The sequence below is a fragment of the Paenibacillus sp. FSL A5-0031 genome, assembly GCF_001956295.1.
Lineage (GTDB): Bacteria > Bacillota > Bacilli > Paenibacillales > Paenibacillaceae > Pristimantibacillus.
Genome location: NZ_MRTD01000002.1, coordinates 94181 through 118623, shown reverse-complemented (window position 1 = coordinate 118623; position 24443 = coordinate 94181). Strand labels below are relative to the sequence as shown.

The 24443-nt window shown below is 42.6% G+C and carries 12 protein-coding genes; 11 read left to right on the top strand and 1 reads right to left on the bottom strand.

The features are described 5' to 3' along the window. The first annotated feature begins 5 nt into the window (after positions 1–5). The 11 genes from BK120_RS04015 to BK120_RS03965 all read left to right on the top strand — a co-directional run bounded on the left by BK120_RS04015 (position 6) and on the right by BK120_RS03965 (position 22720). Positions 6–1148, top strand: coding sequence for a glycosyltransferase family 4 protein (locus tag BK120_RS04015; RefSeq protein WP_054025418.1), 1143 nt, complete (start codon positions 6–8; stop codon positions 1146–1148). Positions 1149–1408: 260 nt separating this feature from the next. After that, entirely contained in the window at positions 1409–5539 is a 4131-nt protein-coding gene (locus tag BK120_RS04010) for an S-layer homology domain-containing protein (RefSeq protein ID WP_076266213.1), read from the top strand. Between the two features lie 516 nt (positions 5540–6055). Continuing rightward, positions 6056–8650, top strand: a complete 2595-nt coding sequence (locus tag BK120_RS04005) for an S-layer homology domain-containing protein (protein ID WP_083681608.1) — start codon at positions 6056–6058, stop codon at positions 8648–8650. Positions 8651–8883: 233 nt separating this feature from the next. After that, positions 8884–10953 (top strand): hypothetical protein, encoded by a 2070-nt coding sequence (locus BK120_RS04000; RefSeq protein WP_076266211.1) that lies wholly within the window; start codon positions 8884–8886, stop codon positions 10951–10953. 79 nt (positions 10954–11032) lie between these two features. Beyond that, a complete protein-coding gene (locus BK120_RS03995; RefSeq protein ID WP_076266210.1) occupies positions 11033–11524 on the top strand; it encodes a hypothetical protein in 492 nt (163 codons plus the stop codon). Positions 11525–11636: 112 nt separating this feature from the next. Continuing rightward, positions 11637–11912 carry an alpha/beta-type small acid-soluble spore protein gene (locus BK120_RS03990; protein WP_076266209.1) on the top strand — a complete coding sequence of 92 codons (276 nt, stop codon included), beginning with the start codon at positions 11637–11639 and terminating at the stop codon, positions 11910–11912. A 158-nt stretch (positions 11913–12070) separates the two neighbouring features. Then, on the top strand, positions 12071–13285 hold the full coding sequence (metK, locus tag BK120_RS03985; protein ID WP_076266208.1) for a methionine adenosyltransferase: 1215 nt from the start codon (positions 12071–12073) through the stop codon (positions 13283–13285). A 182-nt stretch (positions 13286–13467) separates the two neighbouring features. Further along, a complete protein-coding gene (locus BK120_RS03980) occupies positions 13468–17850 on the top strand; it encodes an Ig-like domain-containing protein (protein ID WP_076266207.1) in 4383 nt (1460 codons plus the stop codon). 191 nt (positions 17851–18041) lie between these two features. Then, the gene (locus BK120_RS03975) at positions 18042–20747 is read left to right on the top strand and encodes a stalk domain-containing protein (RefSeq protein ID WP_083681606.1); all 2706 of its coding nucleotides are present in this window, start codon (positions 18042–18044) and stop codon (positions 20745–20747) included. 76 nt (positions 20748–20823) lie between these two features. Next, complete coding sequence (locus BK120_RS03970; RefSeq protein WP_076266205.1) at positions 20824–21984, top strand: sensor histidine kinase; 1161 nt, start codon at positions 20824–20826, stop codon at positions 21982–21984. A 7-nt stretch (positions 21985–21991) separates the two neighbouring features. Further along, on the top strand, positions 21992–22720 hold the full coding sequence (locus BK120_RS03965; RefSeq protein WP_076266609.1) for a response regulator: 729 nt from the start codon (positions 21992–21994) through the stop codon (positions 22718–22720). 152 nt (positions 22721–22872) lie between these two features. On the opposite strand, the gene BK120_RS35145 is transcribed toward BK120_RS03965, so the two are convergent. Beyond that, a complete protein-coding gene (locus BK120_RS35145; protein ID WP_076266204.1) occupies positions 22873–24438 on the bottom strand; it encodes a SpaA isopeptide-forming pilin-related protein in 1566 nt (521 codons plus the stop codon). Positions 24439–24443 lie beyond the last annotated feature (5 nt).

Genomic DNA, 24443 nt, shown 5'->3' with positions numbered 1-24443 from the left:
CACACATGCCGGTAGGCTTGCTGTATTCAATTGGGTTCATAATCGCTCTTGTTCTAGCCATTGCGATGACGCCGCTTGTTAAGAAATTTGCTTTCAAAGTAGGCGCAATAGACAAACCAAATCACCGCAAGGTACACACGCGCATTATGCCGCGTCTTGGCGGTCTAGCTATTTATATTGCATTCGTTGGCGCATTCTTTATTTTATCGCCATTTATACCAGACGGCTTGCTCCGTCCGCAAGATTCCAATATGATCAACGCGCTGCTAGTCGGCGGTACGATGATTATTATTTTAGGTGCTTTCGATGACCGCTTCGAGCTTTCAGCTAAAGTGAAGCTGCTCGGTCAAATCGCGGCGGCATGCGTAGTCGTTTTCGTCTTCGACGTTAAGATCGACTTGCTGAACATTCCGTTCGGCGAAACGATGCAGCCAATTGCTGGATGGATCAGCATTCCGCTTACGATTCTCTGGATCGTCGGTGTAACGAATGCAATTAATCTGATCGACGGCTTGGACGGGCTTGCTGCCGGCGTGTCAGGCATCGCGATTGCAACGATTGTTGTGATGGCATCACTGATGGGCTTCCAACCAGTTATCTTACTGAGTACATTGCTGCTGGGCGGAATTGTCGGCTTTCTCGTTTTCAACTTTCATCCCGCAAAAATATTTATGGGCGACTCGGGCTCGTTGTTTCTCGGCTTCAGTCTAGCAACGCTTTCGATGCTTGGCTTCAAGCAGGTAACGATGGTATCGTTTGTAACACCGCTGCTCATTATCGGCGTTCCGCTTTCTGATACCTTCTTCGCAATAGTTCGCCGCTGGGTAAACAAGAAACCGATATTTGCCCCAGACAAAGGGCATTTGCACCATCGTCTGCGCGACCTTGGCTTCAGCCACCGTCGTACCGTACTTATCATTTGGGGAGTAGCTGCTATATTCGGCGGACTCGCAATCGTGCAATCGGCTGTCGTACAGTCGAGTGCGGCGAACTGGATCACTTTTGCCGTCATATGTATGCTAATGTTTTTCTTGCAGATCGGAGCAGAAATAACCGGTATCGTGGACAAAACACGCAGGCCGCTTATTAATTTCCTAGCTCGAATGAGACTTAGACTCAAGCTGGATGCTGAATCCCGTTCCAAATAAATAAGAGCTCTGAATCCTTTAACGGAATCAGGGCTCTTTTTTTGTTGAAAATCGGTCAAATAGCTAAAAAATTGGGAGCCAAAAGCCGATAACAACTGTACAGAACTTTTCTGCGGTCAGAGCGCCTAACTGCAATTGCATCAGAGCTGACTAAAGAGGAAAAGGGAGGAAGGTTTATTCAAAGGTAAGCCGCATAGTCGTCAGGCCATTTATCATTCAAATACCCATGCTCGTCATATACATAAAGGAGGAACATTGTTTTGAAAAGATTACTATCATTAGCGCTAACGCTGGCACTGTTGATTACATTGTTGCCGCCGTTCGGAGCTTCACAAACGGTAACAGCTGCAACAGGAAGCTTCAGCTTTCCGACCGAGAAGGATTTATCTACAGAAGCTAGGGTAACGACGGATCCTCGATTAACGTTAAACGGATCGATTACGGGAGTGGACCCTTCGTCTGTTTCGTATAGCGTTACTCAAATTATTAATAACAAAGGCAATGATGATCCTTCTGATGATCAAATTGGCTCTAAGCGCGAGAATATTACGAGTAATATTTATATCAATGGCTATTCAATTCAGGTATATAACGTTGAGCTGTTCCCCGGTTTGAACCGCATTACTTTCAGAGGAGTTCAAGGCGGCGGTGAAGTGACCAATTCGATTTACATCGAATATCACAACGGGCCGGTATTTTATGATTTGGTTGCACAGCTTGACGGCAATAAATTTAATATTGAAGAAGCAGGCACTACGGTTGTTCACTCTGCAACATCAGCAGGTCGCCAATCTGCGGATATCAGTATTACGGGTTTTGCTCCTAACGCGCAGCAAGTGACGATGGACGTTAACGGGAGTAGTAAAACTTATTCCGTAAACAGTTCCAATAATTATCAATTTGCAGCATCACCGATCACTCTTCAAAAGGGTAAAAACCTTGTTACGATTAAAGTGAAAAATGCCAACCAAACGGTGGAAACAACTCGTGAGGTAGCCTTTTATAATGGAGAAGTCACCTTCTATGATGTAAACTTGAACGGTACGGCTAACTCAGTAGCTACGTCAGAGCCGCTCGAATACAATCCCAATCTATTAGTATCGGATACGACATCTACGACGATAACCGGTAAAATCATCGTTCCTAACTATTTGAAGGATGATTCCGTTCCAGTGGATGGGATTCTTGAGCCGCATCCGAATCCCAAGCTACCTATTCCGATTAAGTACACCATTACGGCTAATGGCATCAGCTTTTCGCAGCCTACTGCTCCTTCGCCAGTAGCAACACCAGTCGGTACGTACACTGGAAACGAAGCGTTTTTTATTTATGAGTTTGCAACGGCTATCGGTGCGAATCATCCGTTAGTTTTTGATAAGGATTACAATATCCAAATCACGGCGAAAAATGCCAAAAAAGACGCACAGGGTCAGCCGGCAGATGAGGGCACAGGTTATATGGGTTTCTCGTTGAAGGATGCTGGTAAGAAATTTATTGAGAACATTAACTACCTAAGCGGCTATCGCACCGGTAATGGAGAAGCTCTGACAGGAACTCCGCTTGAAGGCGTTAATCTTTACACCGTGCCATTTGCTATGGAGGTTCTTGTTGGTAATGCTAAATTGACCGAAACAGGAAATTTGGTATCTGTAAAGGATATTAAAAATGTTTCTGGTACATCTGCAACAGGCTTTGATTTAACTAGCGCTAGTAATATTGAAAATGTTTCATCCAGCCTCGTTAATAAGTTCGTAAATGTTAACGGCAAGGTGTACAAACGTGAGATCATAATTTTTAAAAAGCTTCCTTTCGAAGGTACGCAGACGGTTACGCTGGACGTTGGCGGAGTTACTAAGCAGGTTAAGTTTACGATGCTGTTTGGTCCTTATGTAAGCTATACGAGCGTATTTGATAACATGACAGTTTACGACGATACTAATAAGCTTAAGGCCGATCGTATTTCTGATGCAATTAGGGGTACATTGAGCGATTTCAAAGGTATTCTTAACAATATCAATAATACCTCTGAAATTCGTTACGATTTTAACGGTTCTGGTGCACAGACAGTATTCTTTTATATAAATAATACGCCGATTAAACTTACACAGGGAGATAGTGGTGTAACAAGCTTTACGATTAATAATACGACTGCTGAACGCACCAAGGCTTTTGATTCTTTATTCAGCGGCGAGAATGAAATTAAATTCGTGTTCCAGGGCAGCAAAAATTCCTATGAGAAAAAAATAAAGTTATACTTGATCCCGACGAATATCCCTGTGATACCGGTTGAGGGAACAAAGATCTATCCTTATGGCGCGCAATATAGCGAGCCTGTTCCGAATGATCCTAACTTCGTGAGCCGCGGCAGCGTCTATACAACGAACGAAGCATTCATGAACGTGTATGGAACATTTGACTTTATCGACTTTAATGCATCTGGTACTTCTGATGCGGATATTGTCAACAATATCGGTATCAAGATCGGAGATATGAAGAATCCAGACAATGGTTTGACACATCCGAGTAAATATATCCTCAAGATCGAGGGAGCTAATCTGAAAAGTCCGATCACTTGGGATTTAAGCAAAAAGCTGTATATTATGCGAGGGACTACGGTCCTCGGGTCTGTAAATAACGGGGCAACCGATGAGGGCAATCTTGCTGTACGCTACGATATTTTGACTAAAACATTTTCTTTCATTTTGCTGGGACAACAATTAAACCCCGATGGAAGCTCAAGCGTGTATACCTTTACGGTGTTCAATAATGGTGAAACAGGACCTAAAGCTTCATACCGCCTAGAAGTGGATCCAACTTCGCTTCCTTACAAGGTGCTTCGTCCGTTTTTGCCAGAAAAAAGCATTGTGAACCAAAACTATATTGAGGTCATTATTGATGCGCCCGGGGCGCAATCTATCATCATCAATAAACAGAATGCTGAGAAAATTGATTTTGATTCCGATAATAACCCTGCAACTCCTGAAGTGTTTTATAAAAATTCCTACCGGGTATTCGTTAACAACCTTAAAGTAGGTAAAAATAAAATAGATTTCATTATTTCAAGTGCGAACGATAAAGTGCAAAGCAGCATAGAAGTCACTTATGCACCGACGAACATCCCTGGAGCTCAATATCTTCAAGCGATGGCAAGCAGCCATAAGATTTTTGATGGCGCGCTTAATTTGAAGTTTGAAAAAGGGACAACGCTAGTCAGAACCGATTTTAACGTGCCTGCAAATTTGAAAAACCAAGTATTCACTGGTCATAATTTATTGTTTGCCATTGCAAACTCCGAGGATGGCGTAGTTGACCGCCGTGAGATTGAACCACCGCCACCTAACTTCAATATTATTTTGGAGAGCTTCGGGACAAGGTTTAGGCTTTCATATCCTACTCGCTTCACAAAAGCTAGTCCGGTTTATTGGATTGATGCAGGTTTGGCAGATGATCCTGCTACGGGTGCATACGATCCTTTGAAAATGGGTGTAGACCCTTATCAATTCCCGAACGCTAAGGGCGCTGGAGGAACAAAGATTCCTACTTATGATGATCGCCCTGACAATCGCGAGTTGGTAACTTCTAAGACGGGAACCTTGACGCTTGGCTTCGATCCGAACATGAAGGACAGCATTGGAACGATTATCACCGTTTATCGATATGATGTTAAAGCAAAGTATTGGGAAAATATTGGCGGTAAAGTAGATGTGAAGAAAAACACAATTACGGTTCCGTTCAATAAATTTGGTTATTATGTAGTTGGTAAAATGGTTTATTCCTATACAGATATGACGTCACATCCGTATGCTAGAAACTTCCTTGAAGCGATTTATGCCAAAGGAATTATGAATGCAGCTGGGTTTGATGATTTTGGTTCCAATATTTATATTTCTCGCGGTGAATTTGCAAGAATGATGGTTAAGGCGCTAGATATTCCGCTAAACTATGAGCTTAGCAAGCCGCATTTTGATGATGTACCGGCTATCGTTAATCCAGATGCATTATGGGATTATAGATATGTAGAGACAGCAGCGAGAGAAGGTATCATACGAGGCACGGGTCCACGTACGTTCCAGCCGAGCGCTGCTCTGACTAGGGAAGAGGCATCTGTTATTATTGCAAGAGCACTGGACATGAAACTAGCTACTGATTCCTCGAAGATCGATAAAGATCTTGAGAAAACATTTAAAGATGCTGGCAACGTCAATTTCTATGCGAAAAGTTCTGTGCTTGCTATTGCAAAGAAAAAATATATTCTCGGATCTCCTGTAGATCCAAGCAATCCAAAAGGTGGTTCAGTGTTTGAACCGCGTTCGAATTTGTTGCGCTCTGATGCTGCGATTATCGTAGCTCGAATTTTGGCGGATTTAGGTAAGCTTCCTAAGATCGGTTAAAAGTATAAGTTAGAAAAATCTGGTCGCAGGATTTTTTCTGCGGCCAGTTTTTTTACGGCATTAAAGCATTTGCCTCGAGAGAGAAAGTTTATCCATGGAAAATGTTTAGCATCGACGAGCTCTATGAAAACAAGCTATACTAACAAAGCAGGGAGTAGATTACAGTTAGATGTACATAATTAAGAAAAAACGAAAAAAGAAAAAACTTTTAAAGTTTTTTTAAGAACATCGCAACTTTTCATTGTCACGTGCGTTTAAATACATGACGTTGTAACAAACACATGATTTGATGCGCGAGACCTACTCATGCTGGAAACAAATTGGAATGAATTCTCAACTTCCTCTTTACGGTACGACCTGCCCATTGTATAATGTTAAAGTGGTGCCGTGACTCTAGCAATGTTCTCGCATTTTTTACAAGTTTCTACGACATGATTTTACAAATGGGTTTATCATGATTGTAGACATCATTTATATCAAATCTGTGCTCAACTCTGGAAAGGGGGTGAATCGGCTATGAGGGAAAAGAGCAATTCACTATTTAAACAAAACTCTCAACAACCGCACGTATTTAGAGGAGGAGAAATAAAGGTTATGAAGAAAAAAATAGCAGCATTTGTGCTAGCTACAGCGCTAGTACTACCAATTTCCGTTCCAGCTTTTGCTGCAACACCATCTGATGTTGTTGGCAAACCGGTACAATCAGCAGTTGAAGAACTAACTGCACTAGGAATCATTGCAGGTTATGAAGATGGTACATTCAAACCAGACAACACAATTACTCGCGCTGAACTTGCGAAAGTAATCGTTATCGGTTCCGGTAACGAAGGTGCAGCTAAATTGATGCAAAATGTTAAACCTACGTTCAAAGATGTTAAAGCGAACGTTTGGTACACAGGCTACATCAACGCAGCTGCAACTAAAGGTTTCATCTTGGGTGACGCTGGTACTAAGAACTTCCGTCCAAGTGATGCAGTTAAGTTTGAAGAAGTTGTTGCCGTATTGGTTCGTTCCCTTGGTTACCAAGAGAAAAAACTATCAGGCGTATGGCCTTATAACTACCTTTTGAAAGCAGAAGACATTGGCTTGTTCAACAACGTTGATCTTAACGTTGGCGCTAAAGCAGTTCGTGGCGTTGTAGCACAAATGACTTCTAACACTCTTAACGCTAAACTAGTTTCGTACAATGTTGATGGTAACGAAGTACTTTCGAACAGCGCATTGATTTCGAAACTTGGTAACACATCTTCAGCTGAGCTTCTTGCAGCTTCTGTTGTTGACGGCAAAGTTAAACTTCGCTGGACTCAGAAAAACACTGCAGGCAACGACGAGTTGAAAACTGATACTATCGCTACAGCTTCTAACTTTATCGTTACTGGCGGTAAATCACTAGTTGATTTGCTTGGTCACAACGTAACAGTTGTTAAAAACAAAGACGGTAAAATTGTTGCAATCACTGATGCACAAGACACTGCTGCTACTTTGACTGGTACTTTGGAAGCTGACCAAGTTGCTGGTTCCGTAAAAATCAAAGTAGGTTCAGATGTTAAAACGAAAGCTACTGTTGCTAGCACAGTTTACTTCGTAAACGGTCAAGAAACAGCACTTTCAACTGCAAGCACAGGCGACACTGTAACATTATACTTGGTTAACGATCAAGTTCGTGTTGCAACTGCTGAAAAATGGTCAATCAAAGATGCTCTTGTAACTTCGGTTGAAGAGAAAACTGCTTACCGTGATGCTCGTGTTAACACGAACCAAACTAGCGCATTCATCAATGATTCCACATCTGTAACTATTGACGGTAAAGTAGCTAAAGTTACTGACCTGAAAAAAGACGATGTAATCAGCGTTGTTTCCAAATCCGGTAACGTTGCTATCAAAGTTGTTGTAGTTCGCAACACGGCTACAGGCAAACTTGAATTTGTAGGTTCTTCAAATGGTACTGCTAAATACACTGTTGCTGGTAAAGTGTATGAAAAAACAGCTAATGCTGTAAATGGTGATATTGCTACATTGATCGCTACAAACGTTGGTAAAGAGTTTACTCTTCTACTTAATGCAGATGGCAAAATCGTTAAAGCGACTGCTCCAGAAGCAGCGGTTAACAAACCATTCGTAGTGGTTCTTGAAGCTAAACCAGCTCAACAACTTGAGAATGAAGAATTTATCCAAAAAACAAAAGTAACTTACTTCGACGTGAAAGCTAACAAAAACGAAGTGAAGTACACTGATTTTGCTCTTCTTGCAAAATTCCAAGCAGTTCAGGATCAATTGGTTGAGTTGGTATTCAATGATTCCAAGCTTACTGACGTTACTGCTAAAACAAATGTAAAAGATGCTGGTTACAATGTATCTAAAGTGTCTGCTACTGAAATCGTACTTGATACTCCTAGTGCTGCGAATCCAACAAAATACATCATCAATGCAAACACTGTTGTAATCGATGCTACTAAGCTTGGTGCAACTGATCTTGCTGATCGTAAATTGGTTGTTGGCACACTTGCACAAGTTACAAGAGCTGATAAAGTTTATGTAAATGCTAGCGGTGCAACTGCTAACTACATCATTTTGAAAACTGATACAGATGCAAATGCAGAAGCAGGTCCAGCAATCTACGGCTTGTTCGTATCAGCTGACAAACAATCTTCTGCTACTACTTCTACGTACACTGTAACATTGAACGTAAATAATCAAAATGTTACAACTGAAGTAATTGGCGCAGCGTTCAATAACCTGAATGACAATAACATTAATGGCGCTCTTAAAAACAAAATCGTTAAATTGGTTGATCTTGAAAACACAAGCAAACTATATGACACTGCAACTGTTGTAGGAACTGCACTTGAAACAATTACTATTGCTAACAACCAAAATGACAACACATTTGGAAGCGACAATGGTAACTACATCCTTACTCCTAACACTGTTGTATACGTAATATCTACAGATGGTACTATCTACACAGGTACCTACACAGATGTTAAGGATCAAAAGGGTACAATTGGCAGCTCGACATCAACAGCTTCTAGCGTGACTGTTGCTACTACTGGTAGCAAATATGACGGAGATTTCAATGAAGCTGCTGTAATCGTAATTAAAAGAAAATAGTAATCATGTTCGCATGATGAAAGAAGGCTGAGAGCTCGTCTCTCAGCCTTTTTTTTGTTCATACATCGTTCATATTAAAAGGTTATATTTTAATTAGGTATATTCATTTTACTTACGAAAGGAGAATATGAAGGAATTTATATTTAAGCGAAACTTATTGGTAAATGTTTGCGTCTAGATATGTATACCAAAAGATACGGAGTGAAATGAAAATGCAGAAGAGTTTTAAAAGAATGTCTATGATACTATCGTTCTTTCTTGCATTAGTGGTACTGGTAAGCGCAGTACCTGTATCAAAGCCAGTTGAGGCAGCAACGGCTTCCAATGTTTTTAAGAAGGTAAGTATTACAAAGTCATCCTATATTCAATTAACAGACGCGAATTTAATTCCAAGTGCAACCGGAGCAACTGCTAGCTTTACTTTTACCATTTATAATGGCGACAGCAGCGCAATTAACTTGGTCGATTATTGGGCCCGATTAAAGACAACGGGAGGAACAAAATATACGTTGACCTTACTTGAAGCCGACAAAAAAAAGAAGGCTTTACCAAAAACAACAACAACTTTAACTTATTATAGTGAAGTTGGATCAAAAGTTACATTGGATCAACTCGTTGTAAATATTATAAAATTTGATTTTAGCGTTTCTGGATATGAAAAAACGATTGGGCAGTATACTTTTCCAAAAGGATACTCTAACTTTGTTAAAGCAGGTGGCTATCAAGGTGTGCTAGTTAATAACTCTTTAGTCAACTTGCGCATTGATCAAATTAATATAACAAAGTCTGCAAAAAACTATAATGTAAATTTGACTTATGTAGCACGAAATACAGGGAAATTCGGTGTACCATTACCGCAATATAACTATTATGCCCAAACGCCTAAAGGCTTATATAAGCTGGCTTTAAGAAATAAAACAGATGAAACACTGACATTAGAACCATCCGTGCTTAATGCGGTTCAGCTAACAGGATCCATCCCTTTGTCTGTTGCGACAACTGGCTGGAAGCTTATAGTTACTAATAATGTTGGCGTTGAAACAAATAAAGTTGAAATACCGGTTGTCGTGTTTGATATTCCATTCAAAGTAACTACAACAACGTCTACTTCAACCAAAACAACATTTACGAATGATGATGGTACATATGAAGTGGAATTAAATGCCGTACAGAGATTTCCTTGGAATAATGATGACAATATCATTGCTGATTTAATTGTGAGAAACAATGGATCTGTGTATTTACCATTACCTGAATTATCAGGTTTGCTCCTTGTTGATGACAATATTAAGCTAAATGGCAAAGCGATTAAGAAAGTCGGCGACATTGGATTAGCCCCAGGCGCATCTACAACGATTAGTTATGTTGGATCGATTCCGTACAACTATTCATGGAAGAAGTTTAAACTGAAACTATCACAAAAAACGGGAGAAACAGTTACGGAAATTGGAGAGCTTACAAAATCAACGATCGTACCCGTTAAGCAAGTAGATTTAGGTTCTGTATTTGTTCAGCAAAATAATGGGGCTCCGTATAATGCTCTTGTTACTGATGTTAAAACATATAGTGGAGACAAAGCGGATATGTTCGCTGTATTCGTTGAGTTGACAAATAAACAAAAAAGAATTGGATCACTTCCATTACTGGCAGGGTACTTTAAAACTACAGATGGAAATCTTTATGAAGCCAAATTCACGAAAGCAACGAACACGATTAAATCAGAAAGTAAAGATCAGCTCATCGTATGGACAGAATTACCGCAAAATGTAGATCGCTCAGGTATTCAGCTTTTAATGGGTGAAGCATTTGACGATAATGGTTTATTGCAAGGAACTGCAACCGCAAAGGGATTCTTGCGAGCGGCGCAATTTACTTTGCCAGAAGAAAAGTCAGCTAGCAGCAGCTTTACGGGGTTGAAGGTTGGACCATATACCGTAGATATGAATTTCTTTAATGTATGGATGAACGGTACGAGAATGGATATCAAGGTTGGAGGTAATGTTCAAAAGGATGTTAATTTTGATGGATACACACAATCACAATTGGTATTTGAAATTGAACATGAGGAAACAAAACAGGTTCTTATTTCACAAGTGATAGATCTTGAAGGAAAAGCTGAAAAAAGCGTGAAGTGGAAAGTTGGAGCGAATTACAGTGATCCTGATAAAGAAATGGGAGACACATTGCTTTGGGAAAATTATCAATTAAATATCTATGAGACTTTTAACGGCAATAGAAAGAAATTAGCTACAATGCCTATTTCATTCTCATCATCAATTAACTGGCTAGACGGAAAGCACTAAACTTATAAAAAAACTGGTTTCTCCTACTTAAATCTAGTATCTTTATAGGAGATGAGAGATAGAGAGGAGACTTCCAAAAGTGAAGAAAAAGGTAATACGCGGTTTAGTTGCAGTTGTTTTAGTAGGAGCAGGCGTGTGGGTCGGCGTAAACTTTGCATCACCGCTTGAAGCGGAATCAAATGCGCTGACTCCGGGCTCTGTAGAAGATCCTGTTGTCACCAAAAGCTATGTGGATGAACAACTCGCCAAGTTAGGCGGTGGCACTCCTGGAGGCGGTACGACGACGCCTGTCGCGGACACCGCGCTGGAAGTTGTCACAGTGCCAGCTGGCAAGACGCTAATGGCTGGCCAAGGCACAGAGGTCATTGTACGTGTAGGCAAGGCAATTGCCTATAGCTCTGACGCAAGCGGTATAGCTGATCTAACTGGCGGTACGGATTTAACTAAAGGGAAAGCTGTTCCAACCAACCATTTATTGCTTTTCCCACGTGAGGGCCGCGGCATATTGCCAGATCCTAATCAAAAGAATGGTTTGACGGTATTGGTTAAAGGGAAATACAGCTTGCAATAATATGGATGGATGTTCAACATTTTACCCGAAATGACAATAGATTATACGCTTCAAAGAAGATGAAAGGATGCACAATACAATTGTGTTCCTACATTCTTTGGAGGTGTCATTTATGAGTCGTTCGAATAAAGTAGTAGTACCGACAAGTAAAGCAGCATTAAATCAACTGAAATATGAAATTGCTGCAGAATTTGGTTTAACCTCAGGCGGCTATGCAAGCGAAGGAGCGGACACTGAATTTGCTGGCGAACTAGGGGCATCCTCTGGTTCCGGAGGCCACAGCGTACACTGGTCAGCCTTATCGACGAGGCAAGCTGGTTCAGTGGGCGGAGAGATCACCAAAAGGCTGATAGCTCAAGCAGAATCAGTGCTTGGCGGTTATCAATAATTATTGGAAATTCCGGCGTCCATTGACACAAAGCGACATTTTCGGTATCATACTGTTTTAGAAGAGTTGTAAAACAACCTTTTCCTACGGGAAAAGGTTCATTTTTTGTGTAGAATGTCCGCACTTATTAATATTAAGGTTGTAGGAGGTTGATACGGATGTCGGTTAAAGGACGCCATTTGTTTACATCAGAATCAGTTACTGAAGGCCATCCGGATAAGATTTGTGATCAAATATCCGATGCTGTCTTAGATGCATTTCTAGAAGCAGATCCATACGCGCGTGTAGCTTGTGAGGTTTCTGTAGCAACAGGTCTTGTACTTGTTATTGGTGAAATTAGCAGCCGTGCTGATTTTATTGATATTTCTTCAATTGCACGCCGTACGATTAAAGAAATCGGTTATACTCGTGCCAAATACGGCTTTGACTCCAGCACATGCGCAGTATTGACTTCGCTCAATGAGCAGTCCGCTGACATTGCGCAAGGCGTTAACGCTGCGCTTGAAACTCGTGATGGCAAAGATATGAAGCAAGAAAACGAAGATATCGGTGCAGGCGACCAAGGTCTAATGTTTGGTTTTGCTACAAACGAAACACCTGAGCTTATGCCGCTTCCAATTGCGCTATCTCACCGTATCGCTCGCCGCTTGTCGGAAGTACGTAAAAACGAGACGCTTGCTTACCTTCGTCCAGATGGTAAAACGCAAGTTACAATTGAATATGCAGACGGTAAACCCGTTCGCGTAGATACTATTGTCGTTTCTACACAGCATGCGGAAGAAATCACGCTTGAGCAAATCCAACAAGATATTCTTGAGCATGTTATTAAGCCGGTTGTTCCAGTGGAATGGCTTGATGCTGATACAAAATACTTCATTAACCCAACTGGCCGCTTCGTAATTGGTGGACCTCAAGGTGATGCTGGTCTAACTGGCCGTAAAATTATCGTTGACACGTATGGCGGCTACGCTCGTCATGGCGGCGGCGCATTCTCCGGCAAGGATCCTACAAAAGTTGACCGTTCAGCAGCTTATGCTGCCCGTTATGTAGCTAAGAACATCGTAGCTGCAGGACTTGCAGACAAATGCGAAATCCAACTGGCTTACGCAATTGGTGTTGCTCAACCGGTATCAATTAACGTAGATACGTATGGAACAGGCAAAATTGGTGAAGATAAACTTGTTGATATCATCACTAGCAACTTTGATCTTCGTCCTGCTGGCATTATCAAAATGCTTGATCTACGTCGCCCAATTTACAGACAAACAGCTGCATACGGTCACTTCGGCCGTACAGACGTTGATCTTCCTTGGGAACGCGTTGACAAAGCGGAGAAGCTTAAAGCAGACGCTGGCGTTCAAAGCGGAGTTTAAGATTCGATATACAATATAAGAGCCTTTATAGGCTAAAAAAGCTGTCCACAAAGTAGTATGACTACTTCATGGACGGCTTTTTTGTTATTCATTCGGTACAAAAAAGTAGTTTAACCTAAATTTTTCATGCTTAGTAACCGACAAATAAGGTACGAGTGTAATTTTTTGAGGAGTGAATTGAAATGAATCGAACGAGCAAGCTATCTTCGTTTATCGCTGTTATGCTGTTGCTCCAATTAAGCCTAGCAGGCTGGTCATCGGCTCCGCAGCAAGCGGCAGCAGCAGCTTCCGGTCCCGTCGTACTTAGTTTGAGCCCAGCCGACGATCTAATTAACGTATCGATCTCCGCTGATTTAAAGATGACCTTTGATGAAAATGTAAGCAAAGGCTCTAGTTCAACGTCTATTAATATTTATGACTATGCAACAAGCAACTTGGTAGAGAGTATACCTCTATCGTCTAATCGTATTACTATTGATTCATCGCAACGTGTCGTGACAATAGATCCGTCTAATAATTTTGCTTTAAACACGAATTATTACATATTGGTAGATGCCGGTGCGTTTGTTAACCAATCCAATGGTGTTGGTTATGCCGGTATAAAAAGTGCCAGCAGCTGGAATTTTCGTACCGTTGCTGAAGTTGATGTAACCAGGCCTTCTCATACGGGCTTGGCGCCAACTGTCGCTCCAATTGCGGTGACTACACCGATTACGATTTCATTTAATGAGCCTGTTTATGTTGCAAGTGGCAACATACAAATTAGCTCGGTTGAGGACAGCCGTACTATTGCTGTTACATCCAACGCGGTAAGAGGCAGCGGGACGAACCTAATCGTCATTCAACCTCCTGCAGCGCTGCAGCCTAATACAACATACACCGTTACAATTCCAGATACTGCATTTCAAGATGCGGCGGGGAACCTATATTACGGCACATCATGGGTTTTTACAACGGACGCAGCACCGGTCAACGTAGCTGCACCATTTGTTCCTGCAGATAATGCTACTTCCGTACCAGTAAACTCAGAGCTGTTTATCACTTTTGATAAAGCTATACAAGCACGTGCGGACAAATATATTGAAATACGCAGAATTAGCAATAATACTACTTTTGAGCGTTTTAGTGCTCTTTCTTCGAGAATTACAGTAACCAAAAATCAAGTGAAAATAACGCCAAGCTCTAACTTTGAACCGAATACAGCTTATTATGTATTAATTGATGCTGGAGCCTTTACCCAGACAGATCCGAATGGATCTCAATGGTATCACGGTATTGCTGGAGCATCCGTTTGGAATTTTAGTACAGACCCAGGCTATGAAACCACTCCGCCTCTTGCAACAGAATTACTGCCGGTAGCGAATGGATCTATCACCAGCTTAAATTCTGTACTCAAAATTAATTTTAATGAACCGGTCTTCCCAAGCAGCGGAGTCATTGAAATAAGAGAAGCTGCAACAGGATCTTTGTTCCGTACTATTCCAATTACTTCGGAACGCGTGACTGGCGGCGGTACCTATCAGATAACGATAGACCCCAATAAAGCGATAAACGGAGAGTCTGAGAAAGCTTTCGTCAACAATACGAAATACTATATAACGATTGGCAATCGCGCTATTCGTGATGCAGCAGGTAATCATTTTGCAGGAATATCCTCATCGACATATTGGTCTTTTACGGTATCTCAAGACACAGTAAGACCAACTCTTTCTTTATTGAACCCGCTTAACAATGCGGTTTCAGTAGGGCTAAATCAAGCTTTTACAGCGACGTTTAGTGAACCGATAAAAAAAGGGGCAACGGGTTCAATCCTATTTAACCCTATTGGAGACAAATCACTGCAGCCGATCCCGGCAAACTATTATGTTGATGGCAACAATAATAATGTGTTAGTCATAGCGCCAACACAGCCATTTACTGCAAAAACTTCTTATTATGTAACGATTGATGCGAGTGCAGTAACCGATTTGGCTGGCAATAGCTTTGCTGGAATATTAAATGAATATCAATGGACTTTTCAATCATTTGGTTCTGATACGACAGCTCCTACATTAAGCAAGCTCGAGTGGAGCGGATCAACGATTACGATGACCTATAATGAAGATCTGAATGTGCACGCAGTACCTTCGACAGGAAGCTTTTATGCGACAGTTAATGGAGCGCCTCGTTCTGTTGTCGGTGTTCAAGTTCGCGGAGAAACAGTTATTCTAACGTTATCGAGCCCTATTGTGGCCGGACAAGTGGTGAAGCTCTCTTATTCCAAAGCAGCAGTTAGCCCAATTCAAGATACTTCAGGAAATGAAGCGATTAGTATTGCAAATCAGGACGTATCAGGTGCTAAGGATGTCTCAGCACCAACCATTGTAAGCGGGAATGCTTCGGGTACAGCGATTACTTTATCTTTTAACAAGGATCTAGCGACTGTGAATAGCTACGCCTATTTGCAATTTACGGTTAATGCGGGCGGAGTGAATTACAGTACAACTTCGATCTCAAGCACAGGCGGCAATATTTTGTTAACGATTAATGGCTCGATACAAAATTACCAGAACGTCTATGTGACCTATGCTCCGGGCACGTATCCCATTCGTGATACGGCAGGTAACTATTTGGCAGCATTTAATAACTACAGCCTCTATAGTACGCCAGACACAGGTACACCTAATCTTCAGTCCATTAGCGTGAGCAGTAATATCGTTACGCTGAGCTATAATAAAAGTTTAAATCCACAAAGCGTCCCAACAGTAGGGCAATTTTATGTACTGGTAGATAATATTGCACGCTCTGTTATTCAGGTTCGAATTTCTGGAAGCACGGTTTTATTAACCCTTTCATCAGCAGTAACAGGAAGCCAGATTACGGCAGTTTCATATTTGGCATCCGTAACGTTAATAACAGATCTTGCCGGCAATGCTGCACCTTCGTTTAACAATGTAACCACAGGTGGTGGAGGCAGCGGAGGGCAAAATGGCAACATTTATGGCGTCATTGCAAAAGGCTCTACGCTTACGATTAATTTTGCAGAATCATTAAATCCAAGCTACGTGCCGTCTACCGTTCAGTTTGCTGTTAACGCAAGTAATTCTGTTAAATCGATATCGAGGGTAGATGTTAGCGGATCGTCCGTTATACTAACGTTAACCTCTCCTTTTGCCATAGGAGAGACGGTTTCAGTAACTTACTATTCAACTGCGTCAGGACTTCGAACAAACAGCGGTTCAACGATCAATAGCTTTACGAACATAAACGCTGCGAACCAAACGACGATACTTGATGGGTTATCAGGTGACTTTGAAACGTCTGATGGCGGCGGCATCGGCTTGAAAACAACGGCAGCAACGACAATGTTTGACGTATCACCTGCTGGTGTTCAAGCCAACCGATATACCATTTCGAACGATAAGCTCCTTACAGCTTTTCAGACAGCACGCTCAGCTGGCTTAACTAGTCCGCGTGTAGCCTTTAAAGTGCCGGCATCAGAGAGAGCTGCTATTGTAGCTGTTCCAATCAATGCGCTTGACGCAGCGTATCGCTTGAATTCGAACTCGATATTTGCTGTTCAATATGGAGATGTCACATATGAGCTGCAATTAAATGCTGCAGATTATATGAAAATCAATACGTTACTAAACGGTAATAGCGCGACTGGTCAATTAATCATTCGCATTGACCAAGGGTTATCAACGCTAACTGGTAGTATCAGTACAAAAATTAATAGCTCAAATACGAGCTTGCTTGCAGGTCCTTATCATTTTGATATTAATGCTGTGAGTGGGTCGATTCAAAAGCCATTCAATGATTTTAGCGGTTATGTTTCAAGAACAATCCAGACGTACCAAAATGCAGATTTTAAAAATACTGCCGTAGTATGGTTCGATCCAACAACAGGAGGGCTCTCCTATGTTCCGACCGAGCTTACGACAAGCGGCGGGAAGACGACAGCAACTTTTAAAAGAAAAGGAAACAGCGCTTATGCGCTTGTTAGCAATTCAGCCAGCTTCTCCGATCTATCGAAGCATTGGGCAGCTTCTGCTATCCATATCATGTCGCGCAAATTCATCGTGGAAGGGCGCTCGGCAACGAAGTTTGAACCAGAGAAGGCTATTACACGAGGTGAATTTGCGACCTATATCGCCAAAGGGCTTGGCCTCAGCAGCGACAGGAGTGCAGCAGCTAAGTTCAAGGATGTAAATGTGAACACAGCGATGGGGGCGTATATTGGAGCCGCCTCAGCGGCTGGAGTCGTCGCTGGCAATACGGACGGCACCTTCAAGCCAAACAACCCGATTACACGTCAGGAAATGGCCGTTATGATGATTAGAGCGGCGAAGGTGGCTGGTCTAACGGTGCAGCTGCCAGAATCGGCCGCAACTTATCTCAAGAAGTATACGGATCGAGGCAAGGTTGGCGCTTGGGCGCAGACAGACATGGCGAAATCAGTGTACATTGGTGTGATTAGCGGTAAAACAGCAACAACATTGAGTCCGCAAACCAATGCAACTCGTGCAGAAGGAACGGTCATGCTTCTTCGTTTGCTGCAGAAGGTGAAATTCCTTTCATCGTAATAATTGAACCAAAGCAGAGCAGCTCGCCCAAACGGCGAGCTGCTCTTTTTATGTCATTCATTTCCACGATGTACATAGCTGATATCTATCACCCTATAGAAAGCGATAGCAGTCTTCTATCATGCGTAACTTTTCTACTACTCTTGTAGTCTATAACTAATAGATTAATGGATGGGAGAGTTGTAAATCTAATGAGTAAGTTTCAAAAAATCATAGATCGGCAGTCAGAAGGCTTAGGAAAACGGGTTATAATCGTCGTATTAGGTGGAGCATTGCTAGTACAGCCTTTAGCTTCAATCTTGCCTAGCAGCTGGCAGACGGCAGTCATTCAATTAGCAGAGGCAGCTGCCGACCCTACGCTTAAGCTGTCGCAGCAATCATTTATAACAGCAGGCGCCAAGCGCCTTGACTATGTATTCCAAACGACACGCGGCAGCTCCAAGGTGCAAACCGATGTGCATGTCATTGAAATCGATCTTACAAATCCCTACGTATCTATAAATGCGATGAGTGGAAAAAATAATAGCATAGGGCAATTAAATACGATACTTAATATGACAAAAGAAAACGGAGCCGTAGCTGGTATTAATGCAGACGTATTCGTAATGGGCAATGAGGGCGCCCCGCTTGGCGGGCAAATCGCAAGCGGCATGTTTATGTCGAGTCCTGCGAAGCTGAAGGGGATGTACGCATTCTCGGTTTCTAAAGACCGCAAACCGATGATTGACAACTATAGCTTCAATGGCCAGGTAACGGCAGCAGACGGCTCTACCTTCCCGCTGGAAGGGCTTAACCAATCTGCTTATATTCCGGAGACAACGGGCTCTAATTATAGCCATGTCAATATGATGTATATTTATACAAGTGCTTGGGGCGGTACAGAACGCCCGAAAAACTCAGGTTCCACGCCTACCGAAGTATTAGTTCGCAATGGCGTAATTGAGGAGATTTCAATTGATAAAGCAATTGCAGGCCAAGCGCCTGCTGATGGATACATACTCCGGTCGCATGGCCTTGCTGCTAATTATGTGAAGGAGCATTTACAGGTTGGGCAAGCGATCAATGCGGATTATGCGCTCGTTTCGCAAACGACGGGAGCGAAGGTTGATCCGAACTCTTTTGAAATGATGGCTGGCGGTCATACATTGTTAGTCAATGCGGGTGCAGTAGCTCCATTCTCACGCGATATTACAGGAGTAAGCGGCTCTTCCTATACATCTCGTTCAGCGGTTGGTTATTCACAGGATGGCACTAAAGTATATCTCATCACGAGTGAGCGCAGCGGCGGGAATACGGGTGTAAACTTGAAGGAGCTTCAGCAAATTATGCTGCAGCTAGGCGTATATAAAGGCGTCAATCTGGATGGCGGCGGTTCTACAACGATGATCGAGCGTCCACTGGGAACAAATGATTTGAAGCTATCGCATCCTACGCAATATGGCACCACCCAAAGAAGTGTTGCAAACGGCATAGGCGTATTCACAACTGCTCCAGCAGGTTCGTTGAAAGGCATTTCTGTGAGCGGCGCTAATGTTATGTTTATCGGTCAAAAATCGTCGTATTCATTAAAAGGCTATGACACGTACTATAACCCGTTTGAAGTAGACAATTCATCTGCCGTATGGAGTACCGAGAAAGCCATTGGCACGTTCAAAGGCAATGAATTTACTGCCACAAAGGCGGGTAAAACGAATCTCACTGTGAAATCAGGAGCGATCTCTACCAAACAAGAAATTGAAGTGATTGGACAGGAGCAAATTGCATCGCTCTCCATTGATACGAATGCAGGTGTGCTGGCAAAAGGAGCAACGATTTCTGTTCCGCTTACTGTAAAGCTGAAAAACGGAAATTCATATAAGCTTAGCGCTGACTCCGTGAAGTGGGAGTTTGTTGGATTTACCGCATCGAGAAACGGCGATAACCTAACTGTGCAGTCGGTTAACGCAGGTACAAGCACAGGTTATGCCATTGCTCGTTATGATGGTTTTCCGACAATGATTCCATTCACACAAGGGGAAGCAGTAAGCACCTTTGAGGATTTCGAAAAATCGACCTACCCCATTACATCACAGGTCACGCCTGCGACAACAACAGGAAGCGTAAGCTTGGTATCCGATTTCCAAGGACAAGCTTCTTCGAAAGCATTAAAGCTGGATTATGATTTCACAAACGGCACAGGAACTAAAGCATCGTATGTAGTATTTAATACAAACGGTCGTGCGATTGAGGGTTCACCTACTTCCATGACGGTTGATCTTTATGGCGATAACAGCTTGAACTGGGTGCGCGCAGAGTTCATTGATGCGGATGGCAAAGCACATCTTATCGATCTTGCAAAACAGCTTGATTGGAGCGGCTGGAAGAATGTGAAGATGAATTTATCCTCTGTAGGGATGAAATTCCCTGTTAAACTAAAAAGAATTTACGTTGTGACGATCGCCGAAGGGCAGGATGAGCGTTCTGCAACAGGTTCTATTGGACTAGATAATATGAAGCTGCAATATCCGCCTTCCGTAACGGTTGATTCACAAACTAAGGTCGTTATGACTGTAGGCAAATCTGCTGCGACGGTTAATGGAAAAGCGATTACACTTGATTCAGCACCAATCGTTTTGAATGGAACGACATTTGTACCTGTCCGGTTCGTATCCGATGCCATGGGAGCGAAGCTGTTATTTGACGGGAAAACGGGTCAAGTCACCGTTCTTCGCGGCAATAAGCTGATGGAAATGACACTCGGCAAAAAGGATCTTATTTTAAATGGCGCTCTGCAATCGTCAGATATTACGCCTATCGTTCGTAATAATCGGACGCTCATTCCGGTCCGTTTATTTTCAGAGAAACTAGGCCTAAAGGTCGGGTATGACGGGAAAGCGAAAAAGATTACCATCGATTAACGATGGACGAAATATATCCAATCTGTGGTATGATAGAGTAGATTAACCTTTAATATAGAAAGGTTGCCGATCTACAGTGGACCACCTTACAGTCGATATAAATCGAGTCATTAAAAACGCAATCGAAGTGATGGAAGACAGCAAATACCAGATTTATGAAATATGTGAATCCGCGCGCACGGAGCTAGAATCACTCGAGCAGGAGCTTGAAATTGTCCTTCAAGAAACGGTGAAGACAATTGACAAGGTTGACCAGCTGGAGCAAGACTATCGCCGTGCGCGTATAAGGCTGACAGAAGTGAGCCGGGATTTCGTGCGATACAAGGAAGATGACATTAAGTCTGCCTATGAGAAGGCTACACAAATCCAGCTGGATTTGATGGTGTACCGCGAGAAGGAATCCTACTTGAAAGCACGTCGAGATGATTTGCAAAAACGTGTTCGAAATGTAGAGAATTCCATCGAGCGTGCTGAAACGATTGCTTCGCAAATAAATGTCGTACTTGAATATTTATCGGGTGATCTTAATCAGGTTACTCGTATTCTTGAGTCTGCCAAAACCAGGCAGCTGCTGGGATTGAAAATTATTTTGGCGCAAGAGGAAGAGCGTAAACGGATCGCTCGAGAAATCCATGATGGTCCCGCGCAATCACTCGCAAATATCGTTCTTCGAACAGAAATTGCAGAACGTATGCTAATCAAGCAGGAATTTGTGATGGTGCAGGAAGAATTAGTAGATTTAAAAGGACAAGTGCGCTCCGGCCTTGAGGAAATTCGCAAAATTATATTTAATTTGCGCCCGATGGCGTTGGATGATTTGGGGCTTGTGCCGACTCTTCGAAAATTCACTCAGGATTTTGAAGAGAAAACAAAAATACATACCATATTCGAGCTTATAGGTAAAGAAACTCGGATGCCCTCTGCAATGGAAGCGGCGATATACCGCTTAGTTCAGGAAGCTTTTACCAATGCACTAAAACATGCGAGCGCTTCACATGTAATGCTCGAGATTAACTATCAGCCACAGCATATTTCACTCGTAATTCAAGACAACGGCGTTGGATTTAACAGCGATTTAATCGAGCAGGATGCTACTCGAAACGCACATTTTGGATTGGTAGGGATGAGAGAACGCATTGAGCTAATAGAGGGAAGGATGGATATAGACTCAAATCCCGGTAGAGGGACGAAAATTATAATAGATATACCTACTACTGCCGAATCTAGAAAGGAGTAAGATGATGATGATCCAAAGAGCTGCAAGCAATGTGAATACAATCAAAATTTTACTTGCGGATGACCACCAGCTGTTTCGTGAAGGACTTAAGCGGATTCTAAATATGGAAGACGATCTTGAAGTTATCGGCGAATGTGGTGACGGCATTCAAGTTTTAGAGTTTTGCAATCATACCATACCTGAGATTGTCCTTATGGATATTAATATGCCTATAGAGAACGGTGTCGTGACGACGGAACGATTAAAAAGTATGTTTCCTGATGTTAAGGTTATCATTTTATCTATCCACGACGATGAGAGCTATGTATTCGAAACCCTTCGTAAAGGGGCTACGGGTTACCTTCTGAAGGATATGGAGGCAGAATCGCTAATTAATGCCATTCGTTCCGTTGTCCAAGGTCATGCCTATATCCATCCTAAAGTGACAGGCAAGCTCATTAACCAGCTTCGCCGTATGACGTATTTGGATGAGATGGGAATTGTCTCAGGTGCTGCAGCTGCTCAGGAACCGGGAGTTAAGTTCGTTGCTGGCGATGAAAGCCCATTAACACGCCGTGAGGCAGAGGTGTTAAGGCTTATGGCAGAGGGCAAGAGCAATAAGCTTATTGGAGAGTTTTTATTCATTAGCGAAAAAACGGTTAAAAACCATGTGAGCAGCATTTTGCAAAAGATGGAAGTTGATGACCGTACGCAAGCTGTTATCCAATCGATCAAATATGGATGGGTTACACTGTAGCAGCCTTTTTGATCATTACTTACATATCGAGCAAAACCCCGTATCGGTTGATGCGGGGTTTTTTTGTTTGCAAATAATGTTGTGGAAAAGAAAAACACTCCTAAGCTGTATAAAACCAGCCTAAGAGTGCGTGGTGAAACATATAATCTTAACTATTTTCTTTGTTTTTGTTTGCGAAGAGTAATGAATCCCGCTGAAAGGGCAAATGCCCCGATGAGATAATAAGGAACCGGACTGCTTTCGCCTGTTTTTGGCAGAGTAGCAAGCGGGACTTGATCTTCATCTACAGCAACAACAGGATCGATTGGCGGCTCGCCTTCTCCACCTTCAGTAACTCCTCCAACAGGTGGATCTTCATCATCAATTTCAACAATAGGTGTTGCTTCAGGTGATGATGTAGGTGTTGTCGTTACTGTAGTTGTTGCAGTAGGCGTGCTCACAGGTGTGGAAGGTGGTGTATTGTTAGGTGTGCTCTCAGGTGTTGGAGTTGGTGTAGCTGTAGGCGTGCTCTCAGGTGTAGCAGTTGGTGTAGCTGTAGGTGTGCTCTCAGGTGTAGGAGTTGGTGTAGTTGTAGGTGTGCTCTCAGGTGTAGGAGTTGGTGTAGCAGTAGGTGTAGTCTCAGGTGTAGGAGTTGGTGTCGATGACGGTGTTGGAGTAGGCGTAGAGCAGGTTTCGCCTGCGTTCACAAGTGAAAGCTCTTTCTCCTTGCCCCAATGGATCTTCAGCGTATTAGGTACAGCTTGTGGATCAGTTGGGTTGACGAGCTCCGTATTCGTTGAAAAGCTTACGGAACCTTTTCCAGGTATTACGCCATTTCCTGTTTGAGTGGAATTTGGAATTTCCCATGAATAAGAAACCTCAATGTTACTCTCATTGGTTACTTTCCAAGCTCTTGTTTTATTCGGGTCGGCGGAGCAGGCCGTTTCAAGTTTGAGCTTAGCCGTATTAATAACTGCTTTTTGCACAGATTTATCTGTGGTTACTACGATCTGCTGGGTAGCCACTAAATCGGTGGTAAAGCCATCTAAGGTTAATTCTTTTAATGTATAGGTGCCGATAGGCAATTCGTTGAATTGCAAAATACCGTCACTATTGGTAACGCCGCTTTTGACTAATTTACCGTCTTTCCAAAGCTCGAAGGTAATGCCAACATGAGGAGCCCCTTCGACATCATTTAAATGTTTGTTGATGATGATACTACCCGTACAGCTGTTCGAAAGCTTTAGATTCCATGCTAAAATTTTGTCACCATGAGCGCCGGGACCCAATGTCTTAATTAAATCTCCGCTATAGATATCTAATTGATAAGGCAAGCATCGTGGAATGTTAATCGTAACGGAGTAAGTGCCTGCTTTGGGATATATAATAGACTGTCCCTCAAAAAATGTTTGCTTGTTGTATGGAATGGTTGTATCGCCGGGTCCAGGGGTCCAGTCAGCAGGGCCTTCATAGCCGGAGAAGCTGACTCTAACACAATCTTTTAACGTCTGGAACGTAGCGGTAGCTGTTCCGTTATTATTGACTACGATATTGGAATGCGTGGCAATGACATCCTTGCGATCCGATGAGTACTGTGGACAGCTATTCTCATCTACGAGTGCTGCAGCATTCGTACCTTGATTGCTATCACCTTCCGCCATGGCAAGGGAACTAAGCGACAATGAAAAAATTAATAACAGAGCCAGGGCTAAACTGATTTTTTTCCTAAAATAACGCATCTTTC

What these genes read in the sequence shown, in the direction of transcription:
- BK120_RS04015 (WP_054025418.1), top strand. Translation starts at nt 6, where the DNA reads ATGCCGGTAGGCTTGCTGTATTCAATTGGGTTCATAATCGCTCTTGTT.
- BK120_RS04005 (WP_083681608.1), top strand. Translation starts at nt 6,056, where the DNA reads ATGAGGGAAAAGAGCAATTCACTATTTAAACAAAACTCTCAACAACCG.
- BK120_RS04000 (WP_076266211.1), top strand. Translation starts at nt 8,884, where the DNA reads ATGTCTATGATACTATCGTTCTTTCTTGCATTAGTGGTACTGGTAAGC.
- BK120_RS03990 (WP_076266209.1), top strand. Translation starts at nt 11,637, where the DNA reads ATGAGTCGTTCGAATAAAGTAGTAGTACCGACAAGTAAAGCAGCATTA.
- metK (WP_076266208.1), top strand. Translation starts at nt 12,071, where the DNA reads ATGTCGGTTAAAGGACGCCATTTGTTTACATCAGAATCAGTTACTGAA.
- BK120_RS03980 (WP_076266207.1), top strand. Translation starts at nt 13,468, where the DNA reads ATGAATCGAACGAGCAAGCTATCTTCGTTTATCGCTGTTATGCTGTTG.
- BK120_RS03975 (WP_083681606.1), top strand. Translation starts at nt 18,042, where the DNA reads ATGAGTAAGTTTCAAAAAATCATAGATCGGCAGTCAGAAGGCTTAGGA.
- BK120_RS03965 (WP_076266609.1), top strand. Translation starts at nt 21,992, where the DNA reads ATGATCCAAAGAGCTGCAAGCAATGTGAATACAATCAAAATTTTACTT.
- BK120_RS35145 (WP_076266204.1), bottom strand. Translation starts at nt 24,438, where the DNA reads ATGCGTTATTTTAGGAAAAAAATCAGTTTAGCCCTGGCTCTGTTATTA.